Genomic DNA, 15859 nt, shown 5'->3' on the forward strand with positions numbered 1-15859 from the left:
ATCCAAGCGAAGCAAAAAAACATCTCACCGGAACTGCCTTGCGTAAATCCTAGGCAATAAAAAAAGGCCGATCACCAGGGTGTCGGCCTTTGGGTGCTGACCCCAAACCAGCGAGCCAGTTCGGGGCTGCCAACTACCGCCTTGCGGCGGCAGATGGACATTAAGCGAGAGCGGCCTTGACCTTGGCGAAGATGCTGGCAAAACCAGCAGGATCACGCACAGCCAGATCGGCCAGGACCTTGCGGTCGATGTCGATCTGAGCCTTCTTCAGGCCAGCCACAAACTTGCTGTATGTCAGGCCCAACTCACGGGAAGCCGCATTGATACGGGCAATCCAGAGTGCGCGGAACACACGCTTCTTGGCACGACGGTCACGGTAGGCGTATTGGCCTGCCTTCATCACTGCCTGTTTGGCAATGCGGAAGACATTCTTACGACGACCACGGTAGCCCTTGGCTAAAGCCAGGACCTTCTTGTGACGGGCACGTGCGGTAACACCACGTTTAACGCGAGGCATAGTATTTCTCCTTCAGAAGTCGATCAGAGGCCAGCGCCGGGCAACATTTGAGCCATATGGCCCATGTTGGTCTCGTGCACGCCGGTAGTGCCACGCAAGTGGCGCTTGTTCTTCGTGGACTTCTTCGTGAGGATGTGGCGCTTGAACGCCTGGCCGCGCTTAACGGTGCCACCCGGACGAACGCGAAAACGTTTCTTCGCGCTGCTCTTGGTCTTCATTTTGGGCATGATTGCTCCTTCTTGTGAACGCTTCCAGGGGCGTCTGCATTACTCATGCAGAACTTGGGGGCCTCTGGAGGCTAATAAGCCCGCTAACGACCAAATCAGCGGGCTGAATTGAAAACTACTGCGGAGGCCATCTGCGTTGTTGCGCGGTGCTCGCTCCCTCAACATACCCAAAGTATGTTTCGGTCGCTGCGCGCCGTGCGCCTAGCAGCTGGCCTTCCTCGCTACGTTTTCAGTAGCGTCAATTTCGAGGTCTTAACGCTTTTTCGGCGCCAGGACCATGATCATTTGCCGGCCTTCCAGCTTGGGCATGTTCTCAACCACGGCCACATCGGACAACTCGTCGCGGATTCGCTCCAGCAAACGCATACCGATGTCTTGGTGGGTGATCTCGCGACCACGGTAACGCAAGGTCACCTTGCCTTTGTCGCCGTCTTCCGCAATAAAGCGGCGCAGATTGCGCATCTTGATCAGGTAGTCGCCCTCGTCCGTACCCGGACGGAATTTAACTTCCTTGATTTCAATGACCTTCTGCTTGGACTTCGCCTCGGCAGCGCGCTTTTGCTCGATGTACTTGAACTTGCCGTAGTCCATCAAACGGCAGACCGGTGGGACGGCCGTGGCAGAGATTTCGACAACGTCCACATCCAACTCGCCCGCCATGCGGAGCGCTTCGTGGATGCTCACAATTCCGAGCGGCTCGTTTTCTTGGCCGTTCAAACGGACTTCAGGAGCCAAGATTTCGCGATTCAGCCGATGCTTGCGCTCAGGAATGGCTCGACGGTCAGCAAATGTAGCGATGGTGCATACCTTTCAGCGAGCCCCAAGGCGAGGAGCCCAAACAAAACAAAAGCGCGCCCTGTGCAGCGATCTCAAGCCTTTTGGGTGATGTCGGCGGAAATCTTCACAATGAAGTCTTCCAAGGCCATCACACCCAGATCTTGGTTGCCACGGGCGCGCACCGCAACGGCTCCATTTGCCTTCTCCTTGTCGCCTACGACCAGGATATATGGAACCTTTTGCAAAGAATGCTCGCGGATTTTATACGTGATTTTCTCGTTTCGCAAATCTGCCTGAACCCTAAGCCCTTGTTTCTGCAGAGATTTCACGATTTCGGCGACGTAATCGGCCTGCGCGTCGGTGATATTGGCGATCACCACCTGCGTTGGCGCCAGCCAAACCGGCAAGGCGCCGGCATGCTGTTCGATCAAAATTCCGATGAATCGCTCCAGGCTGCCGACGATGGCGCGGTGCAACATCACCGGGTGCGCGCGCTCGCTGGTATCGGTCACATATTCGCCGCCAAGGCGCTCGGCCGTATTGAAGTCCACCTGCATGGTGCCGCATTGCCACTGTCGACCCAGCGCATCCTTCAGCGTGTACTCGATCTTCGGTCCATAGAAAGCACCATCGCCGGGCGAGACGATGAACTCGCAACCCGAGCGGCGCAGCGACTCCATCACCGCGAATTCGGCCTTGTCCCACAGCGCATCGGAGCCCACGCGCTTTTCGGGCCGCGTTGCCACCTTGTAGATGATGTCGGTGAAGCCGAAATCGGCATAGACCTTGCGCAGCAACTGCGTGTAGGCAATGCATTCCTCAAGGATCTGATCTTCGGTACAGAAGATGTGACCATCATCCTGGGTGAAGCCGCGCACGCGCATGATGCCGTGCAGCGAGCCGCTAGGCTCATTGCGGTGGCATTGGCCGAACTCACCGAAGCGCAGCGGCAGATCGCGGTAGCTCTTGATGCCTTGGTTGAAGATCAACACATGGCCGGGGCAATTCATCGGCTTGAGCGCGTACTCGCGTTTTTCCGACTCGGTCGTGAACATATTGTCCCGATAGTTATCCCAGTGGCCGGTCTTCTCCCACAGATGCTTGTCGAGAATTTGCGGGCCCTTGACCTCCAGATAGCCGTTGTCGCGATAGACGGCACGCATGTATTGCTCAAGCTGTTGCCAGACCGTCCAGCCCTTGGGATGCCAGAACACCAAGCCCGGCGCGTTCTCTTCCATGTGGAACAGGTCGAGTTCGCGGCCAAGCTTGCGGTGGTCGCGCTTCTCGGCCTCTTCCAGGCGGATCAGATACTTTTGCAGATCATCCTTGCTGGCCCAGGCCGTGCCGTAGATGCGCTGCAATTGCTCGTTACGGTGGTCGCCGCGCCAATAGGCGCCGGCCACCTTCATCAGCTTGAAATGCTTGAGCTTGCCGGTCGACGGCACGTGCGGGCCGCGGCACAGGTCGGTGAACTTGCCTTCGGCATACAGGGATACATCCTGATCGGCCGGGATGCTCTCGATGATCTCGGCCTTGTAGGCTTCGCCCAGGTTCTTGAAATAGCTGACCGCCTCGTCGCGCGGCAAGACCGTGCGCGTGATGCGCTCATCCTTCTTGGCCAACTCGCTCATCTTCGACTCGATCGCGGCCAGATCTTCGGGCGTGAACGGGCGTGTGTAGGCGAAGTCGTAGAAGAAGCCGTTCTCGATCACCGGGCCGATGGTGACCTGTGCCTCGGGGAACAACTCCTTGACCGCATAGGCGAGCAAGTGGGCGGTCGAGTGACGAATGACCTCGAGGCCTTCGGCGTCCTTGTCGGTGATGATGGCCAACTGTGTGTCGGCTTCCATCAAATAGCTGGTGTCGACCAACTTGGCATCCGCACCTGCGCCGACACGGCCGGCCAGCGCAGCCTTGGCCAGACCGGCGCCGATCGAGGCGGCCACTTCGGCCACGGTGACGGCTTGCGGGAACTCACGCTTGGAGCCGTCGGGCAATTGAATAGCGATCATGAAGAAACTCCTGAAGAAGGCGGCGGGGCTATGTTTGAGGTCGAAAAAAAACGCGGGCTGTGCCGCGCTTTGATCGATGGCTGCCTGAGCAGCACTTGGAAGAGAAAGTTAAGTCGTGACGAGGCGCGGCCGACTAAACCCAGGTCGGGGTGTGGTCGTAGTTCGCGGTGTCATAACCATGATGCCTTTCTCGCCCTTGTTCGTTGCAGATGGCCCAATTGTAGCCATGGATCAAGTCATTGCCCTTACAGCGGCAGCGCCGCGACGCTGGGCCGCTCGCAGGCAGCGGCAAATTCGTCACGCAAACGCTGGCTCTCGGCGACGGCGCGCTGCCAGTCGGCCGCACGCGCCTGCACATTGTTACCATGATGCTGAAAATCGGCCCGGTCAGGCAGCTTGCCGCGCGGCAAGGTCTTGACCCAATCCGGATGCGGCGCCAGCAAGACCACGTTGTCCAGGAAAGCGCTGGAACGATGGCGGCGCTTGAGTGACTTGTCCAACCAGCCCGGAATCACCTGCCGCTGGAAATGCGGATACAGAACTAAACCTCCCTCCAACATTTCAGAGTAGTTCAGATGCAAGTGGTAATCGGTAATGCCGCCATCCCAATACGCGCCGCGCGGTGCGCCGGGAATGTCGTGTACCGCCTGCAGCCAGAACGGGATCGAGCAACTGGCCAGCAAAGCAGCTTGAAAGTTCTGCGGCGTCAGAGCGACTTGGCGGCTGCGGTAATCGTGCAGCGGCATCGGTAGCTCGGCTCCGGGGGGCGAAAACACCACCCGCTCCAGGCTGCCACCCATCAAGCGGCGGCCGAGAAAATTGGCGATGAAGGCGCCGGTATAACCCAGCGGGGTGCGCAGCTTTCCCTCGCGGGCCAGCAGGTAGCGGCCGCGCGAGGTGAACAAATGCGGCCGGTAGCGCGGGTGACTCAGCGCCAGCGCCTCGCGTCCACCGAAGACCTCATCCAACTTGGCCGCAAAGCCGCGCGTCACCTCGGCAGCCGTCGGCATCTTGCCGGCCGGGCTGTCGTAATGTTGATGCACGTATTCATGCGTGAGGCGCTCGAACTCAGCCGCATTCTGCTGCGCGTTACGCCCCAAACAAGCGGTCACCATGCGCCAGGCGCCGATCGAGGCCCCGAGCAGATGCACTTCTTGGCTGCTGCGCGCCAACCAGTCCCCGAAGATGAACTGATCCAGCGGCCCCAGAATCAGACCCTTGGGGCCACCGGCAGCCGCCGGCACCACGCGCACATCGTCCGGACGCAGGCCACGCTCGGCCAAGCGCGCACGGGCGCGCGGGCCGGCAAAAATTTGTAAGGCCTGCATTGCCATCAATGATTCAGAGCTTGATCTCCAGCGCAGCGCCGAAATTGGTGCGGGCCACCCGATCGGTCGTGCTGCCATAACCGGAGCCCAAGCTGATCGTCTGCTGCGTATCCAGCGGGGCCAGGTTGTTGGCCGACAAGCGCAACGACAGTGTTTTGCTGAACGCCCATTGCGCAAACACATCCAACGCCCGCGTGCGCGTCTGCTCCAGCGACGTCGACACGGTCTGCTGTGTGGTGTAGCCCGGTGTCACGGAAAAACTGGCACCGGTTGTCAGCGGAAGGCTGCTCAAGCGGTAGTCAAAGCCGAGATTGCCGGACCAAGGCTGCTGGCCATCCAGGCGATTGTTCGGGCCCGGCACAGCATCGACATTCGAATGATAAAAACTCAGCGAGCCGCGCAGATTCAACGCTAGCTTGGGATCGAACACCGAGGGCAGCAACTCACCCGCGCGGCCCTTGACCTCCAACTCAAGGCCGCTCGTTTGTGCCTTGGAATAATTGGTCGGCTGGGCCACCCAGCGCGGCACCGGCGCCCACTCGACGGACTGCAAGGTCGTCGTGCTGCGGATCAAATCATTGATGCTGCGATGGAACACGCCAACGCTGAACATGCCGCCGCCGGTGAAGTATTTCTCGAAGGCGATGTCCAGGCCTGTCGCCAACTCGGGCTTGAGCTCGGGGTTGCCGACGCGGTCGGGCGACAACTCGGTATTGGGCTTGCTGGTGTCCGGGAACTGACCACTCAAAGACGGCCGGGCCAGCAAGGCATTCAGATCCGGCGCCTTGTAGCTGCGTGTCAGGCTGGCGCGAATCAGATCGCGGCCCTTGGGGTCTAACTTGTAATTCAGATGCCACAGCGGTGTCACCACCTGGCTGACGTTGCGCACCGCCTGCGCATTGCCGCGACTCTCGGTCGTGATGCGCTCGGCGCGCAGACCGATATAGGTTGACCATTGCTTGGAGAGTTCCCACTCATCCTGCACAAACAGCGCCTGGCGTTGGATATCGGCCGAAAAAGGCTGACCGTCATACTGCGGCAGCTGCGTCACGCCGTTTTCTTTCACCGTGCGCAACTCGTCGCGCTTGCGCCATTCCAGATCCCAGCCCGCCGTGATGCTGTGATCATCGCCCAACAACTGCCCGAACTTGCCGGCCTGAGTCAGGCTGCGGTCATGGTTGTCGCCAACCGTCTGCCGCTGCACCGCAGCGTTACGGAAGGTTTCACTGTTGAAGGTGCCTTTGGAGTCCTGCACGCCGGCCTTGAGCTCCAAGCGCTGGGCGTCGTTGAAACGATTGACCCACTGAACATTGCCGCGCAGGTTTTGCCAGGTGCCATGACTGTCGCTGTTGTCATCGAGGCTGGGCTTGCCCGAGAGCACCGTGTTGACGTAGTCGGTCTTGTTGTTCCAGAAACCTTTTTGAGCAAAGGTCTGCAGCGACGCGCTCTCGTCGTCGCTGATCTTCCAATTGACGCGCGGCGCGATATTGAAGCCATGACCCCAGTTCGGCGTTTCTCCACGCTGAATCGAGTGCGAGGGCTGCAGGTCTATGCCTTGCGCATGGCGCTCGGTCGTGAAGCTGCTTTGGTTGCGCCACTCAAAGGCCGAAATCGGCAGCGAAAGCGCCAAGGGGCCTAACGTTTCGCCCAGCGTGAAATTGGCATTTGGCGTCGGCCGCTCGATGCTATAGCCCAGCCCCAGCCGCAGATCGCGTTGCGACACGCGCGGCGCGTCTTTCAAGATGATGTTGATCGCGCCGGCCACCGCTTGTGCGCTCTGGTCGGCGGTTGGGCCCTTGGTGACCTCGATGCGCTCGACCTGCGAGGGGCTGAGCTGATCCAAGGCAAAGCCGGGCGGCGCCGGGTCACCGTTGATCAGAATCAGCGTGTAGCCCGCCCCAAGGCCGCGCATGCGCGGCGCGCCGTCTTGCACCGACACGCCGGGCAGGCGCTTGAGCACATCGGACACATTGGTGTCCCCATACTTGTCCATCTCCTCGCGGCCGTAGATTTGCTTGGCCACTTGCGATTTGCGGCGCAGGTCGGTGTCGGACTGCTGGCGCGAGCTGAGCTCCACCCGCTCCAATCGGCTGCCTTGCTGCGGACGCGCCGGGGTGTCGCCAATGCCGGCCGGAATGTCTTGCGCCAAAACCAGCGCCGGGCTGGCCAACAAAATCAGCGCAGCGCAAGCAGCGGGCACGGCACGCAATGAAAAAGATGTCAAACGGAACTCCGGAGAAAGCACAACAGGTGCGGCACCATAGCTCGCCTTGACGACGATTGCAGCGGGCAAGCGATCAAGCACCGAATCCGTGGGGCGATTTACGAAGCGCCACCCTTGAGTTTCGCCAAGTTGGCAAAGGCTGCCGCCATTGCGCCGCCCGACGGAGCCGCAGCGGGTGCAGGAGCACGCCCACCGCCACCACCGCCACCGCTGCGCTCATTGCGCCCGGCCGGCCGGTAGCTGTTGTCGGGCTTCGAGCCGCCACGCTGCGCCGGTGCATCCAGCTTCATCGTCAGCGAGATGCGCTTGCGGGCGATGTCCACCTCTTGCACGCGCACCTTGACGATGTCGCCGGTCTTGACCACCTCGCGGGCGTCGGTGACGAACTTATTCGACAGCTGGCTGACATGCACCAGCCCGTCCTGATGCACGCCGAGGTCTATGAAGGCACCGAACTGGGCGACGTTGGAGACCGTGCCTTCCAAAATCATGCCTTCAACCAGATCCTTGATGTCGTCGACGCCCTCATTGAAGCGCGCCACCTTGAAATCGGGCCGTGGGTCGCGGCCGGGCTTTTCCAGCTCGGCCAGGATGTCCTTGACCGTGATGGCACCGAATTTCTCGTCGGCAAAGGCCTCCGGCTTCAAGGTTCGGATGACGTCGCTCTTACCCATCACTTCAGCGGCTGGCCGGCCGACGGTCTTCAGAATGCGCTCCACCAGACCATAGGTTTCCGGATGCACGCCGGAGAAGTCGAGCGGGTTCTCGCCCGCGCGGATGCGCAAGAAACCGGCCGATTGCTCGAAGGTCTTGGGCCCGAGGCCCGCCACATCAAGCAATTGTTTGCGGTTCTTGAACGCGCCATTGGCATCGCGCCAGCGCACGATAGACGAGGCGACGTTGGCCGACAGACCCGATACGCGCGACAGCAGCGGCGCCGAGGCGGTATTCAGGTCCACTCCGACCGAGTTCACGCAGTCTTCCACCACCGTGTCCAGCATCTTGGCCAACTCGCTTTGGTTGACGTCATGCTGGTACTGGCCGACTCCAATGCTCTTGGGATCGATCTTGACCAACTCGGCCAGCGGATCTTGCAATCGCCGAGCGATTGAGACCGCACCGCGCAGCGTCACGTCCATGTCCGGCAACTCTTTGGACGCGAACTCGGAGGCCGAATAGATCGACGCGCCGGCTTCGCTGACAACCATTTTTTCAATTGATACGTCCGGCGCCAGCTGCTGCAGGCGCTTGATCAAGTCGCCGGCCAGCTTGTCGGTTTCGCGGCTGGCCGTGCCGTTGCCGATCGCGATCAAGTTGACGCCGTGGGTCGCGCACAGACGGCCCAGCGCATGGATGGAACCGTCCCAGTCCTTGCGCGGCTCATGCGGGTAGACCACCGCCGTGTCCAGCACGCGGCCGGTGTCGCTGACCACTGCGACCTTGACGCCCGTGCGGATGCCAGGGTCCAGGCCCATCACCACCCGTTTGCCCGCAGGAGCGGCCAAGAGCAGGTCGCGCAGGTTCTCGGCAAAGACCTTGATCGCAACGTTCTCGGCCGACTCCCGCAAGCGCGCAAACAGGTCGCGCTCCAGGCTCATCGACAGTTTCACTTTCCAGGTCCAGGCCACGGTCTTGCGGATGAGCGCATCACCGGGGCGGCTGCCCATGGTCCAGCCGAGGTGGCGGGCGATACGGCCTTCGGCCAGACCGGGTTTACCGGCCACGACCTCTTCGTCCAGCGCCAGCTTGGCATCCAGAAACTCCAGCGTGCGGCCCCGAAAGACCGCCAGCGCCCGGTGCGAGGGCACGGTGCGAATTGGCTCGTCGTAATCAAAGTAGTCGCGGAATTTGGAGATATCAGGGTTGTTCTCGTCCTTGCCTTCCATCAGCTTGGAACGGAACAAGCCCTCGGCCCACAACCATTCGCGCAGCTTGCCGATCAAGACCGCATCTTCGGCCCAGCGCTCGCTGAGCAGATCGCGCACGCCGTCCAGCACCGCGAAGGCATCGGCAAAACCCGCATCTGCATTGATGAAGGCGTCGGCTTCAGCTTGCGGGTCCAGATTCGGGTCGGCAAACAGCCTGTCGGCCAGCGGCTCCAGGCCGGCTTCGCGGGCAATCATGCCCTTGGTGCGGCGCTTTTGCTTGTAAGGCAGGTAAAGATCTTCGAGCTCTTGCTTGGTCGGCGCGGCTTCGATCTTGGCGCGCAGCTCAGGCGTCAGCTTGCCCTGCTCTTCAATGCTCTTGAGCACGGCGGCGCGGCGATCCTCCAGCTCACGCAGATAGGCCAACCTAGCCTCCAGATCGCGCAGTTGGCTGTCATCCAGGCCGTCGGTTACTTCCTTGCGGTAGCGGGCGATAAAGGGCACGGTGGCGCCGCCATCGAGCAGCTCCACGGCTGCATTGACTTGGGCCGGCCGAACTTTCAGTTCAGCGGCAATTTGAAGCAGGATCTTGTCCAAAACGGCAGCAACCACTCAAAAACACGAAGCCGCGCAGTTTGCCACAGGAGCCGGACGCAGCGGATAAAGCCAGCCTTACAGCCAAGGCTTGAGCCAGCCCAGGCCATCGGAGGTGGCATGCAAGGCCGCGCCGCGTGCCGGCCGGTACTCGCAGCCGATCCAGCCCTCATACCCTTGCGCGTCCAGCAACTTGAACAGATAGGCGAAGTTGATCTCGCCCACATCGGGCTCATGCCGCTCAGGCACGCCGGCAATCTGGATGTGGCCAACATGACCGGTCGGCAAGTAGCGGCGGATCTTCATGGCCAGATCGCCCTCAACGATCTGGGCGTGGTACAGGTCCATCTGCACCTTCACATGAGGGGCACCTATCTCGGCGATCAAGGCATGGGCCTGGTCCTGGCGATTAAGAAAGTAACCCGGTATATCGCGCTCGTTGATCGGCTCGATCAGGATGTTGACATTCAACTTGGCCGCCTCGGTGGCCGCATAACGCAGATTCTCGACATAGGTCGCCTGCACATCGGCGCGGCTTGTTCCGGCCGGCAACAGGCCGGCCATCACATGGATACGCGAGCAACTCAGTGCCTTGGCGTAAGCCAGCGCCTGGCCTATGCCATCATGGAACTCGGCCTCACGGCCGGGCAGGCAGGCGATGCCGCGCTCACCCGCGTCCCAGTTTCCCGGCGGCGCGTTGAAGAGCACTTGTTGAAGGCCATTGGTCTGCAGGCTCGCGGCCAAGTCGTCAGCGGCGTAGGCATATGGGAACAGGTACTCGACGGCCTTGAAGCCATCGGCGGCGGCAGCAGCAAAGCGGTCAAGAAAGTCCACGTCGTTGTAGAGCATGGACAGATTGGCGGCGAATTTGGGCATGTTTGTGAGTGAGCAATGGGCGCCTAGGCTTCTTCCCGCACGGTCATGGCCTTGGCGAGGCTGCCCTGCACAATGGCGCAGTAGCGCAGTGGCAAGACTGTAATTGACACAGGTTTCGGGCCTGAATGCCCTGACCTTTAGCCAAGGTTACGGGCTGCTGGCATAGTTCAGCGCTGGCTCGCAGCCCGCTGCGCCCACGCACACAGAATTTACCCAAGCAAACAGAGATCTAAAACCCATGAAGCTTCACGTCCGCCCCTTGCTCAAGGTCGCCCTGGCGACTGCCCTGGCCCTGGCCGGCCAAGCCGCCTTCGCCCAAGCCTTTGACGCTGCGCGCATCTACGGCGCAATTCCAGAACGCGATGGCGGGGCCGTGGGCCTGGGCGTCTTCACCGGTCAAAAATACCTCGGCTCCCGCGAAACTCGCACGATGCCGGTTCCCGTCATCGACTACCAATGGAGCAACGGCTTCTTCGCCGGCACCGGCAACGGTTTGGGACTGAATTTCTCCAAGCAGCCCAATATCAGCTACGGCGTACGCATCACCGCCGACTTCGGCCGCGACGAAGACCTGGATGCGAATCTGAACGGCATGGGTGACATCAAGGCCCGGCCCGAGTTCGGCGGCTTCCTCAACTACAACCTGGACCGCAGCTTTGTGCTGACCTCCTCGCTGCGCTATGGCGCCGGCAACGACAGAAAAGACATGCAGCTGGACCTGGGTGCGGTTTACTCGACCATGTTGGCCCCGCAGTGGCGTATCGGCGTCGGCGCCGCCGTCACCCTGGTCAATGCGGACTATATGCAGACGAATTTCGGCGTGAGCGCCGCACAGTCGGCTCGCAGTGGCCACGCGGTGTACTCACCGGGCGCCGGACTGCGTGATGTGCGCGCCAACCTCTCGCTGACCTATGCGATCGATCAGCGCACGGCCATCACCACAGCGCTGTCCGCGCGCGCGCTGCAAGGCGACGCCAAAGACAGCCCCATCACCCGGAAATCGAACAGCCTGGGCGGCGGCGTAGTCGGCACCTATTTGTTCTGACGCTCAAGCAGCACTGCGACCCGCCAACCAGCCCGCAGCACCCTCACCGGCCACCCGCCCGCTGGCCATGCTGGCGCTGAGCAGATAGCCGCCGGTCGGGGCCTCCCAGTCCAGCATCTCGCCGGCACAAAACACGCCGGGCATTTGCTTCAACATCAGCCCCGCCGTCAGCGCTTCCAGGCGCACGCCGCCGGCGGTGCTGATGGCCTCGGCCACTGGCCGCGCCGCTACCAAGCGCAGCGGCAAGCGTTTCAAAGTCGCAGCCAGGGTGGCCGGGTCGCCGTACTGTTCTTTGTTCAGAACCTCGCGCAAGAGGCCGGCCTTCAATCCCTCGATGCCGAGCCGGCTTTTCAGATGCGTGGACAGCGAGCGCGGCCCGCGTGGGCGCGCCACCTCGGCGGCCACGAAGTCCACGCTGCGATCGGGCAACAAGTCCAGATGAATCAAGGCCTGGCAGAACTCGGCAATCTCTTCGCGCAGCAAGGCGCTGGCTGCATAGACCAAGGAGCCCTCGATGCCGTCCTCGGTGATGACGAACTCACCTTGGCGCGCAAACTGCCGGCCGGTCTGACCCTCAAAATGCAAGGCCACCGGTTTGACCGGCAGGCCGGCAAAACGCGCGGTGAACAGCTCACTCCAGCCTATAGGCGCCACGGCTTGATCAAGGCTCGGGTCTTGCCTAGCCCCAAGCTCAAAGCCGCAATTGGCCGCGCGCAGCGGAGCAATCTCAACGCCGCGTTGCGCCAGCAAGGGTGCCCACGCGCCGTTGGAGCCCAGCTGCGGCCAAGAGGCGCCGCCCAGCGCCAGCACCACGACATCGGGTTTGGTCACCAGCGTCTCGCCGCCTTCGCCAGCGAAGCGCAGGCCACCGTCTTCCGCCCAGCCTAGCCAGCGCTTGCGCATATGAAAACGCACGCCGGCTTCGCGCAGCCGATGCAACCAAGCGCGCAGCAAGGGCGCGGCTTTCATCGACGTCGGGAAGACGCGGCCGGAGCTGCCTACAAAAGTCTCGACGCCCAACTCTGCGGCCCAAGCACGCAAGCCCGGCCCATCCAATTCGTTCAACCAAGCCGCCACCGAAGTGCTGCGCTCGGCAAAGCGCGAATCAAACAAAGGCCGGTCTTCTGAGTGGGTCAGATTGAGCCCGCCTTTGCCCGCCAGCAAAAACTTGCGGCCGACCGAGGCCATCGCGTCATAGACATCCACCTCCACGCCCGCTGCGCGCAGCCGCTCGGCCGCCATCAAGCCTGCCGGGCCGCCACCGATGACGATGGCTGATTTTGACGAAGGGCTGGGCTGGGACATGAGGCGCTTTCTACGGAAACTGAGGCGGCAGTGTGCCAGATCAGGCCAGCGGCAGAATCACCGAGAACCGCGTACCCACCCCGGCCTCGCTCTGCACCTCGATGCGACCCCGGTGTTTTTCAACAATCTTCTTGACGATGTCCAAGCCCAAGCCACTGCCCTCGCCGGCCGGCTTGGTGGTGAAGAAGGGCTCGAAAATCCGACTGCGGATGGCCTCAGGAATGCCGCAGCCGGTATCGCCGACCGACACCACCAAGGCCTCGTCTTCCCGCCCGATCGAAATCGTGAGCACACCCCGATGCTGCATCGCCTGCAGCGCGTTGTGGATCAAATTGGTCCAGACCTGATTCAGCTCGTCGGGCAGGCAGGGCAAGAGCGGCAGGTCCGGCTCGTACCGGCGAATCAGTCCGCATCCTTGCTGGAGCTGATGTTGATAAATCGTCAGCACCGTCTCAATGCTCTCGACCAGGTCGGTCGGCCGCAACTCGCCGCTGTTGTCAACGCGCGAAAAACTCTTCAGCGCGAAAACAATCTTGGCGACCCGCTCGACCGCTGTGTTGATATTGCTCGCACTGCGCACCACCGTGGAGGCGCCCTGCACCGCCTGCAGAATTCGTTCACGCAGCGGGTGGCGCAGCAGCGGCAGCAGCGCCTCGGGGACCGTCGTCAAGCCCATTTGCCCCAGCATGGCGGCCAGCGCACGCGCATCCGCCAAGCCGGCCTGTTCCAAGGCGGCCGTCAAGCCCTTCACCACGGCCCGCTCCTCGCGCGAACTCAGCAATGGGCTCGTGCGGCTGGCTTGTTCGATCAAGTCGCCGAACAAGGCTTGGCTGCTCGCATCCAGCATTTGCAACAACGGCGGCAGCGCGGCCAGGGTGTCGGACAGCGACTCGACCATGGTGGCGCCACTGGACTTGATGGCGCCGATCGGCGTGTTGATCTCATGCGCAACATTGGCCACCAGCTGCCCGAGCGAGGCCAACTTCTCAGACTGGATCAGCTGCGCCTGCGCCTCGGCATTGGCCAGCGCAATGGCCCCGTAAGCGCACAACGTTCGGAAGATCGCCACTTCGCGCTCGCCATAGGCCTGCGGGCGCGGCGAGGCAATATTCATCAGGCCCAGCACCCGCTCCCCCGCCATCAGAGGCGCGAACATCATGCTCAGGCATTCGACCGTGCCAGGCACGGTGGCCGATTGCCCCGCCTGGGTCTCGACTACCACCTCGCGGCGCTCCGCGATGCAGCGCCGCCCGGGCCCGTCCGGCGTGAGCGTGTAGGTGAACGGCGGTATCGGCACGCAGTCTTCGATGCCAAACAGCATCGTGACGGTTTCGCCGTCCGCGCCCAGCCGGTAGATCAGGAATGAGAAAGCGTCCAGCAGCGCATGGACATGGGTATCCAAGGCAGCAAAGATGGCGGTAGCGTTGAGGTTGCCAGTGATGTCGCGGCCAATCGCGCCGAGCTGCTCCAAGGTGCTGTTTGCCTGCTCCAAACTCGCCGCCCGCTCGGCATGTGCTAGTGCCAGCAAGCGCTGCTTTTCGCCCTCGGCCTGCGCGCGCTCGGTCTGGTGCTGCACCTGCATCGCGATAGCACGCTTGCTGGCATTCTGGTTGTGGGTCTTCTCAAGCGCCTCGGCGGCTTGCAGGCTGAAGTCGTAGGCCCGAGCATGGTCGCCCGCCTTGGCGTATTCGCTCGCCAAGCCAGCCAACAAGTCGGCGGGCACCGTGTAACCCTCGGACGCCGTGGCAGAGTCCAGGGCCAGATGTAAAAAGTGCAAGGCTGGGCTGTGCGCCGTCACCGCTTGCTGCAGTTGTTGCGGTTGTGAGCTCACGACTTCGGCCATCACCTGCAAGGCGACAATGCGATATGTCGAGCCTACGGGTGCCCCCTCCAATGCCAGCGTCGCGGCACTGATGGCCTCCTGCGCCTGCGCACCAGCAGCCAGCAGCGCGCGCGCCTGCAAGGCCCTCGCATGGCAGAGCAGGTCGGGCGAATCCAATGCGATAGCCTTTTGAGCAACCCTTCGCAGCGCCTCAAGGGCCAGCTCAAACTGTCCGCTAGCCAAGTCAACCATGGCCAGGTTTTTCAATGCCATCGCATAGATTCTTGACTCGGCCTGCCCTGCCAGCATTTGCAGGCCCTCCTGCAGCATTTCGCGCGCGGATTGGTGGCGATTCATGCACAGCAAAACGTCGCCGGTGTGCGCCAAGGCCTGCCCAATCGCCGCCCGTAAACCGCATCGACGGGCCAAACTCAGTGCACGTTGGCTCCATTCCAGCCCCGCCTCGAAATCATTGAGCTCCCTGAACCAAACGCCGCAATTGAGGGCACAACGGACGGCCCGAAGCGTTTGCCCGCCAGTCAAGGCCAGCGCATAGCCGTCGATGAGTTTCACAATCGCCTGCCCGTAGTCACTCAGGAAGCCAGCTAAAAGGCCCTCAAGTTCCCTGGCCGCGGCGATGGCAAGCGGCGGGTAATCGGGTGCCCCTCCTTGGCAGTGTTGTGCCCAACGTTGCTTGGCCCACACCACGTCTCGAAAAATCAAATCCACGATCAAAACAAGCTCGGCAAGCTCTAGACGCAGGGGGTCAAGCCCAGCCGCAGCTGCGGCCATCGCCAGATGCTCGGCATCGCGTCTTGGCCCGTCACCCTGCCCTCGAGCAATCAGCGCACGCAATGAATGCGCGTCGGCTCGGCCGATCGCATCGCCGATGGCCTCGAACTCGGCCAAGGCCTGCTGCGCCGCACGAACAGCGTCCTCCATCTCGATTTGCTGATAGCTGATCTCGCCGCGAATCAAAAGCAGGCGCGCGTGCCCACTGCGCAACACAGCATCGGGCCAAACGCCGGACGCCAGCACTTGCTCCGCGTCGCCGCACAGCTCCAAGGCGCGCGCCGAATCGCGTTCGCGCAAATGCCAAGCCAGCTCGATCAGCGCCCGCAGGCGCTCGGCCCCGCTGGCCGCCTGCAGCGTCGCCTCCATCTGCGCGACGGCCTCATCGGCGGCATAGAACTCCAGCATTGGCACAGCGCTGGCCATCTCACTCAGTCCTTGTGCTTGAGGCAAAGCGGCAGCCGGGCAAGCTTGT

Annotated in this window: 11 protein-coding genes; 1 reads left to right on the top strand and 10 read right to left on the bottom strand. The window is 62.0% G+C overall.

All coding sequences use genetic code 11. The annotated features are described in order from the left end of the window. Window positions 1–160: 160 nt before the first annotated feature. The 8 genes from rplT to otnI form a co-directional block, all read right to left on the bottom strand. On the bottom strand, window positions 161–517 hold the full coding sequence (rplT, locus tag LNV08_RS07830) for a 50S ribosomal protein L20 (RefSeq protein ID WP_263533139.1): 357 nt from the start codon (window positions 515–517) through the stop codon (window positions 161–163). 23 nt (window positions 518–540) lie between these two features. Next, window positions 541–744, bottom strand: a complete 204-nt coding sequence (gene rpmI / locus LNV08_RS07835; RefSeq protein WP_263533140.1) for a 50S ribosomal protein L35 — start codon at window positions 742–744, stop codon at window positions 541–543. Between the two features lie 252 nt (window positions 745–996). Next, window positions 997–1542 (bottom strand): translation initiation factor IF-3, encoded by a 546-nt coding sequence (gene infC, locus LNV08_RS07840; protein ID WP_263533544.1) that lies wholly within the window; start codon window positions 1540–1542, stop codon window positions 997–999. Between the two features lie 71 nt (window positions 1543–1613). Further along, window positions 1614–3533, bottom strand: a complete 1920-nt coding sequence (thrS, locus tag LNV08_RS07845; RefSeq protein WP_263533141.1) for a threonine--tRNA ligase — start codon at window positions 3531–3533, stop codon at window positions 1614–1616. A 245-nt stretch (window positions 3534–3778) separates the two neighbouring features. Continuing rightward, window positions 3779–4861 (bottom strand): phospholipase, encoded by a 1083-nt coding sequence (locus LNV08_RS07850; RefSeq protein ID WP_263533142.1) that lies wholly within the window; start codon window positions 4859–4861, stop codon window positions 3779–3781. 13 nt (window positions 4862–4874) lie between these two features. After that, entirely contained in the window at window positions 4875–7085 is a 2211-nt protein-coding gene (locus LNV08_RS07855) for a TonB-dependent receptor plug domain-containing protein (RefSeq protein ID WP_263533143.1), read from the bottom strand. A 98-nt stretch (window positions 7086–7183) separates the two neighbouring features. Continuing rightward, complete coding sequence (locus LNV08_RS07860) at window positions 7184–9547, bottom strand: Tex family protein (RefSeq protein ID WP_263533144.1); 2364 nt, start codon at window positions 9545–9547, stop codon at window positions 7184–7186. A gap of 75 nt (window positions 9548–9622) precedes the next feature. Next, on the bottom strand, window positions 9623–10420 hold the full coding sequence (gene otnI, locus LNV08_RS07865; RefSeq protein ID WP_263533145.1) for a 2-oxo-tetronate isomerase: 798 nt from the start codon (window positions 10418–10420) through the stop codon (window positions 9623–9625). A gap of 238 nt (window positions 10421–10658) precedes the next feature. On the opposite strand from otnI, the gene LNV08_RS07870 reads away from it, so the two are divergent. Then, the gene (locus LNV08_RS07870; protein WP_263533146.1) at window positions 10659–11465 is read left to right on the top strand and encodes a MipA/OmpV family protein; all 807 of its coding nucleotides are present in this window, start codon (window positions 10659–10661) and stop codon (window positions 11463–11465) included. Between the two features lie 3 nt (window positions 11466–11468). Here LNV08_RS07870 and LNV08_RS07875 read toward each other — a convergent pair whose 3' ends face one another. Together LNV08_RS07875 and LNV08_RS07880 are read right to left on the bottom strand one after the other, a co-directional pair. Beyond that, window positions 11469–12770: a TIGR03862 family flavoprotein gene (locus LNV08_RS07875; protein ID WP_263533147.1), complete on the bottom strand. Its 1302-nt coding sequence runs from the start codon at window positions 12768–12770 to the stop codon at window positions 11469–11471. A 40-nt stretch (window positions 12771–12810) separates the two neighbouring features. Then, window positions 12811–15810, bottom strand: coding sequence for an ATP-binding protein (locus tag LNV08_RS07880; RefSeq protein WP_263533148.1), 3000 nt, complete (start codon window positions 15808–15810; stop codon window positions 12811–12813). Window positions 15811–15859 lie beyond the last annotated feature (49 nt).

It is taken from the genome of Paucibacter sp. TC2R-5, assembly GCF_025717605.1.
In the GTDB taxonomy this organism is placed as follows: Bacteria; Pseudomonadota; Gammaproteobacteria; order Burkholderiales; family Burkholderiaceae_C; genus Paucibacter_A; species Paucibacter_A albus.

What these genes read in the sequence shown, in the direction of transcription:
- rplT (WP_263533139.1), bottom strand. Translation starts at nt 517, where the DNA reads ATGCCTCGCGTTAAACGTGGTGTTACCGCACGTGCCCGTCACAAGAAG.
- rpmI (WP_263533140.1), bottom strand. Translation starts at nt 744, where the DNA reads ATGCCCAAAATGAAGACCAAGAGCAGCGCGAAGAAACGTTTTCGCGTT.
- thrS (WP_263533141.1), bottom strand. Translation starts at nt 3,533, where the DNA reads ATGATCGCTATTCAATTGCCCGACGGCTCCAAGCGTGAGTTCCCGCAA.
- LNV08_RS07850 (WP_263533142.1), bottom strand. Translation starts at nt 4,861, where the DNA reads ATGCAGGCCTTACAAATTTTTGCCGGCCCGCGCGCCCGTGCGCGCTTG.
- otnI (WP_263533145.1), bottom strand. Translation starts at nt 10,420, where the DNA reads ATGCCCAAATTCGCCGCCAATCTGTCCATGCTCTACAACGACGTGGAC.
- LNV08_RS07870 (WP_263533146.1), top strand. Translation starts at nt 10,659, where the DNA reads ATGAAGCTTCACGTCCGCCCCTTGCTCAAGGTCGCCCTGGCGACTGCC.
- LNV08_RS07875 (WP_263533147.1), bottom strand. Translation starts at nt 12,770, where the DNA reads ATGTCCCAGCCCAGCCCTTCGTCAAAATCAGCCATCGTCATCGGTGGC.
- LNV08_RS07880 (WP_263533148.1), bottom strand. Translation starts at nt 15,810, where the DNA reads ATGGCCAGCGCTGTGCCAATGCTGGAGTTCTATGCCGCCGATGAGGCC.